14 protein-coding genes, 1 tRNA gene and 1 pseudogene are annotated in these 12,499 nt (G+C 68.2%); 10 read left to right on the forward strand and 6 right to left on the reverse strand.

Annotation, left to right across the window (positions count from 1 at the left end; genetic code table 11):
- Window positions 1-71 precede the first annotated feature (71 nt).
- Both NFH66_RS13570 and NFH66_RS13575 read left to right on the forward strand, forming a co-directional pair.
- Window positions 72-374, forward strand: a pseudogene (locus NFH66_RS13570) (DNA alkylation response protein); the annotation flags it as partial.
- A 60-nt stretch (window positions 375-434) separates the two neighbouring features.
- The gene (locus tag NFH66_RS13575) at window positions 435-1,595 is read left to right on the forward strand and encodes an acyl-CoA dehydrogenase family protein (RefSeq protein ID WP_349611741.1); all 1,161 of its coding nucleotides are present in this window, start codon (window positions 435-437) and stop codon (window positions 1,593-1,595) included.
- A 29-nt stretch (window positions 1,596-1,624) separates the two neighbouring features.
- On the opposite strand, the gene NFH66_RS13580 is transcribed toward NFH66_RS13575, so the two are convergent.
- Together NFH66_RS13580 and rnk are read right to left on the reverse strand one after the other, a co-directional pair.
- A complete protein-coding gene (locus tag NFH66_RS13580) occupies window positions 1,625-2,245 on the reverse strand; it encodes a LysE family translocator (RefSeq protein ID WP_349610746.1) in 621 nt (206 codons plus the stop codon).
- An 11-nt stretch (window positions 2,246-2,256) separates the two neighbouring features.
- Window positions 2,257-2,670 carry a nucleoside diphosphate kinase regulator gene (rnk, locus tag NFH66_RS13585; protein ID WP_349610747.1) on the reverse strand — a complete coding sequence of 138 codons (414 nt, stop codon included), beginning with the start codon at window positions 2,668-2,670 and terminating at the stop codon, window positions 2,257-2,259.
- A 206-nt stretch (window positions 2,671-2,876) separates the two neighbouring features.
- Between rnk and NFH66_RS13590 the strand changes: the two genes are divergently transcribed.
- The gene (locus tag NFH66_RS13590) at window positions 2,877-3,032 is read left to right on the forward strand and encodes a hypothetical protein (RefSeq protein ID WP_349610748.1); all 156 of its coding nucleotides are present in this window, start codon (window positions 2,877-2,879) and stop codon (window positions 3,030-3,032) included.
- An 88-nt stretch (window positions 3,033-3,120) separates the two neighbouring features.
- On the opposite strand, the gene NFH66_RS13595 is transcribed toward NFH66_RS13590, so the two are convergent.
- Window positions 3,121-3,207 (reverse strand) — tRNA-Leu (locus NFH66_RS13595).
- 113 nt (window positions 3,208-3,320) lie between these two features.
- On the opposite strand from NFH66_RS13595, the gene queA reads away from it, so the two are divergent.
- The 5 genes from queA to secF all read left to right on the forward strand — a co-directional run bounded on the left by queA (window position 3,321) and on the right by secF (window position 8,991).
- Entirely contained in the window at window positions 3,321-4,361 is a 1,041-nt protein-coding gene (gene queA / locus NFH66_RS13600; protein WP_349610749.1) for a tRNA preQ1(34) S-adenosylmethionine ribosyltransferase-isomerase QueA, read from the forward strand.
- Between the two features lie 145 nt (window positions 4,362-4,506).
- The gene (tgt, locus tag NFH66_RS13605; RefSeq protein ID WP_349610750.1) at window positions 4,507-5,625 is read left to right on the forward strand and encodes a tRNA guanosine(34) transglycosylase Tgt; all 1,119 of its coding nucleotides are present in this window, start codon (window positions 4,507-4,509) and stop codon (window positions 5,623-5,625) included.
- A 100-nt stretch (window positions 5,626-5,725) separates the two neighbouring features.
- Window positions 5,726-6,058, forward strand: a complete 333-nt coding sequence (gene yajC, locus NFH66_RS13610) for a preprotein translocase subunit YajC (protein ID WP_349610751.1) — start codon at window positions 5,726-5,728, stop codon at window positions 6,056-6,058.
- A gap of 149 nt (window positions 6,059-6,207) precedes the next feature.
- Window positions 6,208-8,058 (forward strand): protein translocase subunit SecD, encoded by a 1,851-nt coding sequence (gene secD / locus NFH66_RS13615; RefSeq protein WP_349610752.1) that lies wholly within the window; start codon window positions 6,208-6,210, stop codon window positions 8,056-8,058.
- A 9-nt stretch (window positions 8,059-8,067) separates the two neighbouring features.
- Window positions 8,068-8,991 carry a protein translocase subunit SecF gene (gene secF, locus NFH66_RS13620; RefSeq protein WP_349610753.1) on the forward strand — a complete coding sequence of 308 codons (924 nt, stop codon included), beginning with the start codon at window positions 8,068-8,070 and terminating at the stop codon, window positions 8,989-8,991.
- Window positions 8,992-9,078: 87 nt separating this feature from the next.
- On the opposite strand, the gene NFH66_RS13625 is transcribed toward secF, so the two are convergent.
- Window positions 9,079-9,543 (reverse strand): META domain-containing protein, encoded by a 465-nt coding sequence (locus tag NFH66_RS13625; protein WP_023007417.1) that lies wholly within the window; start codon window positions 9,541-9,543, stop codon window positions 9,079-9,081.
- On the reverse strand, window positions 9,537-9,977 hold the full coding sequence (locus NFH66_RS13630) for a VOC family protein (RefSeq protein ID WP_349610754.1): 441 nt from the start codon (window positions 9,975-9,977) through the stop codon (window positions 9,537-9,539). The genes NFH66_RS13625 and NFH66_RS13630 overlap by 7 nt, the downstream gene beginning before the upstream one ends.
- 94 nt (window positions 9,978-10,071) lie before the next feature.
- Here NFH66_RS13630 and NFH66_RS13635 point away from each other — a divergent pair, with 94 nt between their 5' ends.
- On the forward strand, window positions 10,072-10,608 hold the full coding sequence (locus tag NFH66_RS13635; protein ID WP_300272607.1) for a DNA-3-methyladenine glycosylase I: 537 nt from the start codon (window positions 10,072-10,074) through the stop codon (window positions 10,606-10,608).
- A gap of 82 nt (window positions 10,609-10,690) precedes the next feature.
- On the forward strand, window positions 10,691-11,758 hold the full coding sequence (locus tag NFH66_RS13640) for a metal-dependent hydrolase (protein ID WP_300272605.1): 1,068 nt from the start codon (window positions 10,691-10,693) through the stop codon (window positions 11,756-11,758).
- 85 nt (window positions 11,759-11,843) lie between these two features.
- Here the strand turns inward: NFH66_RS13640 and NFH66_RS13645 are convergent, their stop codons facing one another.
- Window positions 11,844-12,452: an FMN-dependent NADH-azoreductase gene (locus tag NFH66_RS13645; RefSeq protein WP_300272604.1), complete on the reverse strand. Its 609-nt coding sequence runs from the start codon at window positions 12,450-12,452 to the stop codon at window positions 11,844-11,846.
- Between the last annotated feature and the right edge of the window lie 47 nt (window positions 12,453-12,499).

Below are 12,499 nucleotides of genomic sequence, written 5' to 3' on the forward strand. Positions count from 1 at the left end.
ATCACCGAAAAATGCTGATATTCTAAATCAGCCCGATCTCCATCAGCAATTGTTAACGCAGCCTAGGCGAGAGCGCGAACCGCCACCCGCCGGAGCTGCGTCTCTTCGACCGTCATGGCAGGCGCCTCGACGAGGTGACCTACCACCCCGCCTATCACCAGCTGATGACCCTGGCCATCGAGGGCGGCTGGCACGCCGTGGCCTGGCAGGAGGAGGGCAACGGCGGCCACCAGGCCCATATCGCCGCCCTCTACCTGCTGACCCAGGCCGAACCGGGGTTCTGCTGCCCGGTGACCATGACCCATGCCGCCATGCCAGTGCTGCGCCACTCCCCCGGCGCGGAGGCCCACTGGGGGCCCGGCCTGCTGGCCAGCCACTACGACCCACGGGCGCTGCCGGCGGCGCATAAACGGGGGCTCACCTTCGGCATGGCCATGACCGAGAAGCAGGGCGGCAGCGACGTGCGTAGCAATTCCACGCGAGCCGCCCCCCTCGCCGCCACGCGAGCCGAACCCCTCGCCGCCGCGCGAGCCGATCCCCTCGCCGCGACCCAGGCGGAGCCGACCGGTGACGGGTGGCGCTTGACCGGTCACAAGTGGTTCTGCAGCGCCCCCATGTCCGACGCCTTCCTGACCCTGGCGCAGACCGAGGCGGGGCTAGGGTGCTTTCTGGTACCGCGCTTCACCCCCGACGGCGAGCGCAACGCCATCGAGCTGCAGCGCCTCAAGGAGAAGTGCGGCAACCGCGCCAATGCCTCGGCAGAGATCGAGTACCGCAACGCCTGGGCGGTCCCCATCGGCCCACCCGACCGAGGCATCGCGACCATCCTCGAGATGGTGCAGCAGACCCGCCTGGACGCCGCCAGCGCCCCGGTAGGCATGATGCGCCAGGCCCTCGGCGAGGCATGGCGCTACGCCCAGGGACGTCACGCCTTCGGCCGCCCGCTCGCCGAGCAACCGCTGATGCGGGCGGTGATCGCCGACCTGGCGCTGGAGGTGGAGGCCGGGGTGGCCCTGATGCTGCGCGCCGCCCGGGCCTTCGACGGCGCGGCCCGGGGCGACGAGGCCGAGCGCGCCCTGGCCCGGCTGCTCCCGACGCTGGCCAAGTACTGGCACAACAGGCGCGGTCCCGGCTTCATGGCCGAAGCCATGGAGTGCCTGGGTGGCATCGGCTACGTGGAGGAGTCGCCGCTGGCACGGCTCTATCGCGAGGCCCCGGTCAACTCCATCTGGGAGGGCTCGGGCAACGTCATCTGCCTGGATGTGCTGCGGGTGCTGGCACGCCATCCCAGCGCGCTGGAGGCGCTGTGGCAGGAGCTCGCCCCGGCGCGGGGACAGGTCCGGGAGCTTGACGACGCCCTGGGGGACCTGGAGCGACTGCTGGAAGCCCCTCCGGAGGTACTGGAGCCGCGGGCGCGCTGGCTCACCCAGCGCCTGGCCCAGTGCCTGCAGGGAGCGCTGCTGCTGCGCCACGCGCCGAATGCGGTCGGCGAGGTATTCTGCCGGGCACGGCTGGGGGCTGAGGCGAGCCCCGCCTACGGCGTGCTGCCCAGCGCCTCTCCGGTGGCGGAGGTGCTGACGCGCATCGCACCCTGAGACTCCCCATCAACGCTGGCGCCTGCCGATCAGGCGAGCAGCGGGCCGCTGACCACTCGTGCTGCCAGCGCCAGCAGCAGCACCCCGGTGGCACGGTTGATCCAGTGGGCGCGGGCCTGCAGCCAGGGCAGCACCCGCGAGTGGGAGAGCCCAAGGGCCACCAGCACATACCAGCCGGCGTCGATCAGCATGGCGGTGAGCACGATCAGCACCTGGGCCGTCAGGCTCATATCGGGTGTAACGAACTGGCTGAGCAGGGCGATGAAGAACAGGATCAGCTTGGGGTTGCCCAGCGCCACCAGCACGCCGTCGCGGGCCGCCTGGCGGCGCGTGGTAGGCGCTCCCGCCGTCTCCAGCGGGCCGGCACGTCCGGCACGCAGGGCCCTGATGCCCAGCCAGGCCAGATAGGCGGCGCCGCCCCAGGAGATGACCTGAAACAGCATGGGCTGGCGCACGATCAACGCGCCTAGCCCCCATACCGTCAGCAAGGCGTAGAAGCCCACCCCCAGGGCGTGGGAGAGCCCTGCCACCACCCCCGGGGCACGGCCACCGCCCAGGGTGTGGCGCAGCACCATGGCCAGGCTGGGGCCAGGTGATATAGCGCCCATGGCGCACACCGTCGCCAGGGAGAGCCACAGGGACAAGGGCATCGCGGTGGGCCTCAGCGGTGGTACTGCTTCTCGCGCTCGGGCTGCCACAGGATGGCATCCACACGCAGGTGGACCTGGCCGCCATCGGGCAGCGGCCAGTCGATGGTATCGCCGACCCGCATGCCGATCAGGCCTGCGCCCACCGGCGCCATCACCGAGATGGCATCTTCCACCTCGCCCATCGAACGGGGATAGACCAGGGTGCGAATCATCTGACGTCCGCGGGCCAGGTCGGTGAACTGGACGCGGCTGTTCATGCTGACCACATCCTCGGGAATCTCCTCGGGGTCGACCACCTCGCCGCGCTCGAGCTCCTGCTCGAGGGCATCGGCCACGAAGAGGTCCTTGTCGCTGGCCTCATCGATCAGGCGCTGCAGACGGTCGGCATCGAGCCGGTTGATGATGATGGGGGGACGAGACTGCATGGCACCTCCTGAACGCTGATAAACGATGATTATACGCTTACCATGGTATCCAACGAAAACAGCCCCCCACCCGCTAGTGGGCGAAGGACTGTGAACCACCACCATACGATATCCCGAGACGCTACAACAGTCCTGTTGCCCTGCCCCGGGCTGCAGCCCCCCTCGCCAACGGCTAGACTGAGGGACCCTTCGTTATGGAGCGCCCCATGTCGGTTCGACTCTTCGCCTGGCTGATGATCGGCCTCGGCGCCCTGCTGCCCATCGTGGGCTGGCAAGCTGCCAGCCCGATCGGCTTCATCGGCCCCGTGCTGGTACTGCTGGGGATCCTGCTGCTGGTCACACGGCGCCGACGTGGCCGCTGAGCGAGGGCCGACCAGCCTCGGGAGGCCCATAAACGCAGACAGCCACTTGAGCTGATGGCTCAAGTGGCTGTCTGGAACGGAAGCTGCTTGGTACCGGCGGTCGGACTCGAACCGACAAGGGCTTGCACCCGGCGGATTTTGAATCCGCTGCGTCTACCAATTCCGCCACGCCGGCAACGCCGCGAGCATTATACGTGGGCCGCCCGGCAGGTCAATCTCGGGCCTGACTTCGCGCCAGCGAGCCGGTATCCTAGGCGGCTTGCCAGAAACCACCGGACCCCGAACCGCATGCAGCGCGCCGACTTCCATTTCGAGCTCCCCGACGAGTTGATCGCCCGCTACCCTTCCGAGCAGCGTACCGACTGCCGACTGCTGTGCGTGGATGGCGCGAGCGGCGGACTCACCCACCGACGCTTCCCGGACCTGCTCGAACTGCTCGAGCCAGGCGACCTGCTGGTGTTCAACGACACGCGGGTGATCCCGGCACGGCTGCACGGCCACAAGGCCAGCGGCGGCAAGGTGGAGATGCTGCTCGAGCGCCCCCTGGATGTTCACCGCGGCCTGGCCCACCTGCGCTCCAGCAAGTCGCCCAAGCCCGGCACCGAGCTGATCTTCGAAGGCGATGTGCGCGCCGTTGTGGAGGGGCGCCGTGATGCCCTGTTCGAGCTACGCTTCCTCGGCGACACGCCGCTGATCGAGCTGCTCGAGCGTCACGGGCACATGCCGCTGCCGCCCTATATCGACCGCGACGACGAAAGCAGCGACCGCGACCGCTACCAGACGGTCTACGCGCGTCGCGACGGTGCCGTGGCCGCCCCCACCGCGGGGCTGCACTTCGATGAGCCGCTGCTCGCGGCGCTGGCCGAGAAGGGCATCGAGCGCGCCTTCGTTACCCTGCACGTGGGCGCTGGCACCTTCCAGCCGGTGCGCGTCGACGATATCCGCGAGCACCAGATGCACAGCGAGTGGCTGGAAGTGGACGAGACCACCTGTGAGCAGGTGCGCGTCGCGCGGGCCGCGGGCCGCCGGGTCATCGCCGTGGGCACCACCAGCGTGCGCTGCCTCGAGAGCGCCTGCGCCAACAGCAAGGATGGCGAGATCGCCCCCTACCGCGGCGAGACCGATATCTTCATCTATCCCGGTTACGCCTGGCGTTGCGTGGATGCCCTGGTCACCAACTTCCACTTGCCGGAGTCCACCCTGCTGATGCTGGTGGCCTCTTTCGCCGGCTACGACACCACCCTGGCGGCCTACCGCGAGGCGGTGGCCGAGCGCTATGCCTTCTTCAGCTATGGCGATGCCATGTTCCTGACCCGCAAGACGTCCTGAGTTTGGCCATGCTGCGTTAAACGCTGTCTCAAAACACTCATTTACACCCGTAAACTCCGTGTTCCTCGACAGCGCTTGCCTTGCCTGACCTTCCTCAAGACGCCTTGTCCCAGCGTTGAGATTTTACATGCGAGACGAATGTTTCATGAGCTTCGAGCGCCTGGCCAGCGATGGCCGGGCGCGCCGCGGCCGCCTCACCTTCCCAAGGGGAACAGTGGAGACGCCCGCCTTCATGCCGGTGGGCACCTATGGCACCGTCAAGGGGATGACCCCCCAGTCGGTTGCCGATATCGGCGCCGAGATCATCCTCGGCAACACCTTCCACCTCTGGCTGCGTCCCGGCATGGAGGTGATCGAGGCCCACGGCGACCTGCATGACTTCGCCCAGTGGCACAAGCCGATCCTCACCGACTCTGGCGGCTTCCAGGTCTTCTCGCTGGGCGCCATGCGCAAGATCACCGAACAGGGCGTACACTTCCGCTCGCCGGTGGACGGCGCCAAGGTATTCATGGGCCCCGAGGAGTCCATGGCGGTGCAGCGCTCGCTTGGCTCCGATGTGGTGATGATCTTCGACGAGTGCACCCCCTACCCGGCCACCGAGAAGGAGGCGCGACTCTCCATGGAGCGCTCGCTGCGCTGGGCCGAGCGCTCCCGGGCGGCCCACGGCGACTCCCCCGCGGCGCTGTTCGGCATCGTCCAGGGCGGCATGTACCCCGAACTCCGCGAGCGCTCCCTCGAGGGTCTGATGGAGATCGGCTTCGACGGCCTTGCCATCGGCGGCCTCTCGGTGGGCGAGCCCAAGGAGGAGATGATCAAGGTCCTCGACTACCTGCCCGCCTGGATGCCGGAAGACAAGCCCCGCTACCTGATGGGCGTGGGCAAGCCCGAGGACCTGGTGGAGGGAGTGCGCCGGGGCATCGACATGTTCGACTGCGTGATGCCGACCCGCAATGCCCGCAATGGCCACCTTTTCACGGCGGAGGGCACCGTGAAGATCCGCAATGCCCGGCACCGCCATGACACCGGCCCGCTGGAGGCAGAGTGCGACTGCTACACCTGCCAGCACTTCTCCCGGGCCTACCTGCACCACCTGGATCGCTGCGGCGAGATGCTCGGTTCGATGCTCAATACGATCCACAATCTGCGCCACTACCAGCGACTCATGGCCGGTTTGCGCGGTGCCATTGAAGCGGGTACATTGACCCACTTCGTGGAAGGCTTCTATGCCCGGCGCGGGCTGCCGGTGCCTCCCGCCCCGAATTGACAGCCGCCGGTGCGCGCCCTGAGGGCAGGGCACCGGTCGCCACTGCCCCGCGACAGCACGGCAGACCCTCTTACCCATCCCAACCAGGAGACCCACATCCATGCTGGATTTCTTCATCGCGCCGGCCTATGCCCAGGACGCTCCCGCCGGGGGCGGTATCGCCCAGATCGTCATGCTGGTCGGTTTCGTTGCCATCTTCTACTTCCTGCTGTGGCGCCCCCAGGCCAAGCGCGCCAAGCAGCACAAGCAGCTGATCGGCAACCTCTCCAAGGGTGACGAGATCGTCATCGGCGGCGGCATGTTGGGTCGCATCACCAAGGTGAGCGAGGACAGCGAGTTCCTGACCATGCAGATCGCCGAAGGCACCGAGGTCAGCGTGCAGAAGAACGCCGTGGCCGCCGTGTTGCCCAAGGGCACCATCAAGTCCATCTGACTCGTGTCCTACCCGGCCCCGGCTGTTTCACGCGGCAGGGCCGTCCTTCGACCGCCGCCCAGGCACTGCCGGCGTCGGTCGTGGCGTGATCGCGTCAGCTCCTCCTGCTTTTCAGCAACCTATCGTCAGCTATCTAGGACAGGGCCCGCATGCTCAACCGTTATCCCCTGTGGAAGTATCTGCTGATACTCATCGTCCTGCTCATCGGCCTGATCTACTCGCTGCCCAATCTCTTCCCGGAAGATCCGGCGATCCAGATCAGTAGCGAACGCGGCGACGCCACTATCGATGAACGCCAGCTCGAGAGTATCCAGGCATCCTTGAACGATGCCGGCATCGAGATCAAGAACACCGAACGTAGCCAGACCAGCACCCTGCTACGCCTGCGCACCCCCGACGCCCAGATCGCCGCCCGCGACCGGGTCGCCGCCATGCTCGGCGAGGAGTATGTGGTCGCGCTCAACCTGGCCGAGTCGACCCCCGGGTGGCTGCAGTCACTCTCCGCTTCGCCCATGACGCTGGGCCTCGACCTGCGCGGCGGCGTGCACTTCCTGCTGGAAGTGGACATGCAGGCGGCCGTCAGCCAGCGCCTGGAGGTCAACGCCAGCGCCATGCGCGAGCTGCTGCGCGACGAGCGCATCCGCTACCGCGACACCGAGATCGACGACCGCACCCTGACCCTGAGCTTCACCGATGCCGAGGATCGCAATACCGCGCGGAGCCTGATCAGCCGCGAGTTCCCCGACTTCCAGTACGAGAGTCGTGGCGACGGGCGCGGTGCCGCCCTGGCCATGACCCTGACCGACCAGGCGGTCAACGCGATTCAGGACTACGCCATCAACCAGAACCTGACCACCCTGCGCAACCGGGTGAACGAGCTGGGGGTGGCAGAGCCGCTGGTACAGCGCCAGGGGCCGGACCGCATCGTGGTCGAGCTGCCCGGCGTGCAGGATACCGCCGAGGCCAAGCGCATCGTCGGTGCCACCGCCAACCTGGAGTTCCGCCTCGAGGCGCGCCCCGATACGCCGGACAGCGAGATCGAGACCCTGACGTTCCGCAATGCGCCGTCACGCAGCGCCGACCTGATGCGCGACGTGATCATCACCGGTGACCAGGTCTCCAACGCCAACCGCAGCTTCGACGAGAACGGTCGCCCCCAGGTCAACATCGACCTGGATGGCACCGGCGGCACCCTGATGAACCGTGCCACCCGCACCAACATCGGGCGCAACATGGCGGTCGTCTACATCGAGCACAAGACCCGCGACAGCGTGGAGATGGTCGACGGCGAGGAGACCGTGGTCCGCGATGCCTACACCGAGCGCGGCATCATCAGCCTGGCCACCATCCAGAGCGCCCTGGGCAACAGCTTCCGCATCACCGGACTCGACTCGCCCACCGAGGCGGCAGAGCTCTCCCTGCTGCTGCGCTCGGGCTCGCTGGCCGCACCGATCTACTTCGTGCAGGAGCGCACCATCGGCCCGAGCCTGGGCGCCGAGAACATCAAGCGTGGCGTGATGTCGGTGCAGATCGGCCTGCTGCTGGTGGTGCTGTTCATGCTGATCCGCTACAAGGTGTTCGGCATCTTCGCCAACCTGGCCCTGGCGCTCAACCTGACCCTGCTGGTGGCGGCGATGTCGATGCTCGGCGCCACCCTCACCCTGCCCGGCATCGCCGGCATCGTGCTGACACTGGGCATGGCGGTGGACGCCAACGTGCTGATCTTCGAGCGAATACGCGAGGAGCTGCGTGCGGGACTCTCGGTACAGCAGGCGATACACGCCGGCTACGAGCGCGCCTTCTCCTCCATCGTCGACGCCAACATCACCACCCTGCTGGTGGCGGTGATTCTGTTCTCGATCGGCACCGGACCGGTCAAGGGCTTCGCCGTGACCCTGTCGCTGGGCATTCTCACCTCGCTGTTCACCGCCCTGATGGTGACCCGTGCCATGGTGAATCTCGTCTATGGCGGCAAGCCGGTCAAGAAGCTCTGGATATAAGAGGTGATCATGAAAAGCCTGGCCAATCGACAGATCGACTTCATGGGCAAGCGGAAGATCGCCTTCGGGATCTCCGCCCTGCTGATCCTGGCATCGCTCGCCTCGCTGCTGTTCCAGCAGCTCAGCCTGGGCCTGGACTTCACCGGCGGCACCCTGGTGGAGGTGCGCTACGCCGTGGCGCCCTCGCTCGATGCGGTACGCCAGACCCTGGAGGCCGCCGAGTTCCGTGATGTCTCGGTGCAGACCTTCGGCGCTGCCAACGAGGTGCTGATCCGCCTGCAGCAGGCCTTCGATGCCGACGTCGGCGACCGTGTGGTGGAGCTGCTACGCCGCAGTGGCGAGGAGGTCAGCCTGGTACGCGCCGAGTTCGTCGGCGCCCAGGTGGGTGACCAGCTGCGCGACCAGTCCGGCCTCGGCCTGCTGGTGGCGCTGGGCATCGTGATGCTCTATGTGGCCTTCCGCTTCCAGTACAAGTTCGCGATCGGCGCGCTGCTGGCCCTGATGCACGACGTGATCATCGTGGTCGGCGCCTTCTCGCTGTTCCAGCTCGAGTTCGACCTGACCGTGCTGGCCGCGGTGCTGGCGGTGATCGGCTACTCGCTCAACGACACCATCGTGGTCTACGACCGCATCCGCGAGAATATTCGCAAGTCGCGTATCGACGACATGCCGGCGATCTTCAACGAATCGCTCAACCAGACCCTGTCGCGCACCCTGGCCACCTCCGGTACCACCCTGCTGGTGCTGGTGGCGCTGCTGGCGCTGGGCGGTGACATGATCGAGGGCTTCGCCATCGCCCTGATCCTCGGCGTGGTGGTGGGCACCTACTCTTCCATCTATATATCAGGCGCCCTGCTGCTGCCGCTGGGACTCAACCGCGAGGACCTGATTCCGGCGAGGAAGGAGGACCCCGAGGCCGAGGAGCTGCCCTGAGCGGCAGGCCTGCCGGGCCGAAAGGGAGCGCCCCCGCCGAGCCATCGGCGGGGGCGCTGTCGTTTCAGGTGCCCGATTGCCTGGGGCTCAGTTGGCCTGGCGCCAGCCACCCAGCACCCGCTGGTCGGGGCCGAAGAACACCAGCCGATCGTGGTCGATCAGGTAGCGGTAGGCGGTCTCCAGCATCCCGGTGACGCGGGCGGCGTCTTCCAGCTGCGGGCAGCCGCGCCGGGTGGTGGAAAGCTCGCTGACCTCGATGCGCTGGTTGTCGCCGAGGTGCACCCGGCCACGCATCTCGTTGCAGCCGTCGCTGCCCACCAGGCGACCATCGCGGTCGATCTCGAACCAGGGGGTCTCTGGCATCGAGAGCCGCTCGCTGGTGCCCACCAGCAGCAGGTTCCAGCGCTGTTCCACCAGCGGCCCCTCCAGGCCGCCGGAAGAGTCCTCGCTGGGAGCCGGGGAGCGACTTCCGCAGGCGGCCAGCAGGGCGGCGGCAGCCAGCACCAGCAGCGGGCGGGCCTTGCGCAGTCGCAGTGGTGTTGCCCTTACCATGTGCCGGTGTTCTCCATGGAGGCCCAGGGTTCGCGGGGCGGCTGTGCCTCGCCCTTCTGCAGCAGCTCCACCGAGATACCATCGGGGCTCCTGACGAAGGCCATATGGCCGTCACGGGGCGGGCGATTGATGGTCACCCCGGCGTTCTGCAGCTTCTCGCACAGGGTGTAGATGTCCTCCACCCGGTAGGCCAGGTGGCCGAAGTTGCGCCCGCCGCCGTACTCCTCCGGATCCCAGTTCCAGGTCAACTCCAGCTCCGGGGCCTGGAGTTCACTGGAGCGCGCCTCGTCATCGGGCGCGGCGAGGAAGACCAGGGTGAAGCGCCCCTTGTCGTTCTCCTTGCGGCGGACCTCGCGAAGGCCCAGCAGGTCGCAGTAGAAGTGCAGCGAGGCGTCCAGGTCGCTGACGCGCACCATGGTGTGCAGGTACTGCATATCGAACTCCCTGTCGTGTGGCATGAATCGTGTAGCGTGACGGGCAGTGTAAACCCGCAGAGGAGGGAAACGGAATGGCCAGGGAGATCCCCGCATGAGCGACTACTGTGACCTGGCCCCGGGGCATCCGTTTCATGGCCCCTACCATGACCACGAGTACGGCTTCCCGGTCGCGGGCGACGAGGCCCTGTTCGAGCGACTGGCCCTCGAGATCAACCAGGCGGGGCTCTCCTGGCTCACCGTGCTCAAGAAGCGCGAGGCCTTCCGGCGCGCCTTCGAGGGCTTCGCCATCGAGCGGGTGGCGGCCTACGGCGAGGCCGAGCGCGCGCGGCTGCTGGCGGACGCCAGTATCATCCGCAACCGCCGCAAGGTCGACGCCGTGATCCACAACGCCGCGGTCATCCTCGAGCTCCGGGAGACCCACGGCAGCTTCCACGCCTGGCTCGACCACCACCACCCGCTCCCCCACGCCGAGTGGGTGAGGCGCTTCAAGCGCACCTTCCGCTTCACCGGCCCGGAGATCGTCGGCGAGTTCCTGATGAGCACCGGCTACCTGCCCGGCGCCCACCGCGACGACTGCCCGGTGCAGGCGCGCATCCTCGCCGCCGGGCCGCCCTGGGCGCTGCGCTGAGGCCGCCAACCGGGCGGCCGGGGGAACCCTGGCCGCCGTCAGGCATCCCAGATCAGACCCCGACCACGAGGACACCACGACCATGGATTCCCTGACCCAGGCGGCGCTGGGCGCCGCGGTGGGAGGCGCCGTGCTCGGCCGCCGCCTGGGCCGCAAGGCCGTGCTGATCGGCGCCGCGCTCGGCACCCTCCCCGACCTCGACGTGGTGATCGACTATGGCGACGCCGTGGCCAACGTCACCGAGCATCGCGGCTTCTCCCACTCGCTGTTCGTGCTGACGGGGCTGGCCGCGCTGCTCACCCTGCTGGCGACGCGCCTCGCCCCGGCCCGTGATATCTCCGCGGGGCGCTGGGCGGCCTTCTTCGGCCTCTGCCTGCTCACCCACCCGCTGCTCGACGCCCTGACCACCTACGGCACCCAGATCTGGTGGCCGCTGGACGTGCGTCCCGCCGCCTACCCCATCGTCTTCATCATCGACCCGCTGGTCACGCTGCCGCTGCTGGTGGGGACCGGGGTAGCGCTGGTCACCGGCAACGGCCAGCGCGCCCCGGCCCGGGGACTGGCGCTGGCGGGCGCCTACCTGGTGCTGGCCTTCGGCGCCAAGCAGCTGGTGGAGGCGCGCCTCGCACCGGTGCTGGCCGAGCGCGGCCTGGAGGGTCAGCCGCGGCTGGTGCAGCCCACGCCCTTCAACATCCTGCTGTGGCGGGCCACGGTGGTGGCGGGGGACGACCACCACGAGCTGCTGGTGGGCCTCCTGGACGGCGATACCCCACCGACGGTGGAGACCTACCGCCGTGGCGCCGAGCTCGAGGCGGCGGCGCTGGACAGCGAGCGCGGCCGGCGCCTGGCGTGGTTCGCCGGCCCCTTCCTGCGCTACGAGAGCCGTGAGATCGACGGCCGGGAGACCCTGGTGGCCACCGACCTGCGCCTGGGCTTCCCGGGGTTCCACCCCTTCGCCTTCGACCTGGCGGTTCGCGACGGGGAGGTGTGGCGCCCGGTAGCCACCTCCCGCCAACTGCCGGCGCCGTCGCGCGGCAACCGCGAGGCGCTGACGCGCCTGGCCGGGCGCATCCTGGCCCCGAGCCCGGCACTGTGCACCAGCGACTTCGTCGCCGCGGGCTGGCTGCAGGAGGCGCCCGAGGGCTGCTGAGCCATCATGAGGCACCAACGGCAACGGGGCGGCCCAAGGGCCGCCCCGTTGCCGTTGCCGTTGCCATGGCTCGGCTGGCGTCGCCTTACAGGCGCTCCACCAGGCCGTCGATGGCCTGGCGGGCCTCCTTGAGCGCCGCCTCGCGATGCGACTCGCCCATGTTGAGCCCCTCGGCGAAGACGGTGTCCACCTCGGTGATCCCCATCATGCCCAGCATCAGCTTGAGGTGAGGGGTCTGGGTGTCCTTCTCGGTGCCGGCGTACTGGCCGCCACGGGCCGCCAGGATCACCGCGCGCTTGCCCTCCACCAGGCCCTGGGGGCCGTTCTCGGTGTAGCGGAAGGTCTCGCCGGCACGCATCACCCGGTCGAACCACGCCTTGAGCTGGCTGGGGATCCCCAGGTTGTACATCGGCACCCCCAGCACCACGACGTCGTGGCCGCGCAGCTCGGCGAGCAGATCGTCGGAGCGGGCCGCCAGGGCGCGCTGCTCGTCGCTGCGCTCCTCGGCCGCCACCTGCCAGCTGCCGAGCTCAGCCAGCCCCAGGTGCGGCAGCTCCTCGGCCACCAGGTCACGGTGGGTGATCTCGACACCGTCACGGGCCTCGGCGCGGGCGATGAAGTACTCGGCCAGCCCCTTGGACTGGCCGTTCTCGGCGAGGATGGAAGCGGTAAGCACGAGGACACGAGTGGTCATGGCGACCTCCTTGGATCAGGCATGGAAGAATGGTCGCCATGATAGTT

Origin of the sequence: Halomonas sp. H10-9-1 (assembly GCF_040147005.1) — a bacterium.
Classification (GTDB): domain Bacteria; phylum Pseudomonadota; class Gammaproteobacteria; order Pseudomonadales; family Halomonadaceae; genus Halomonas.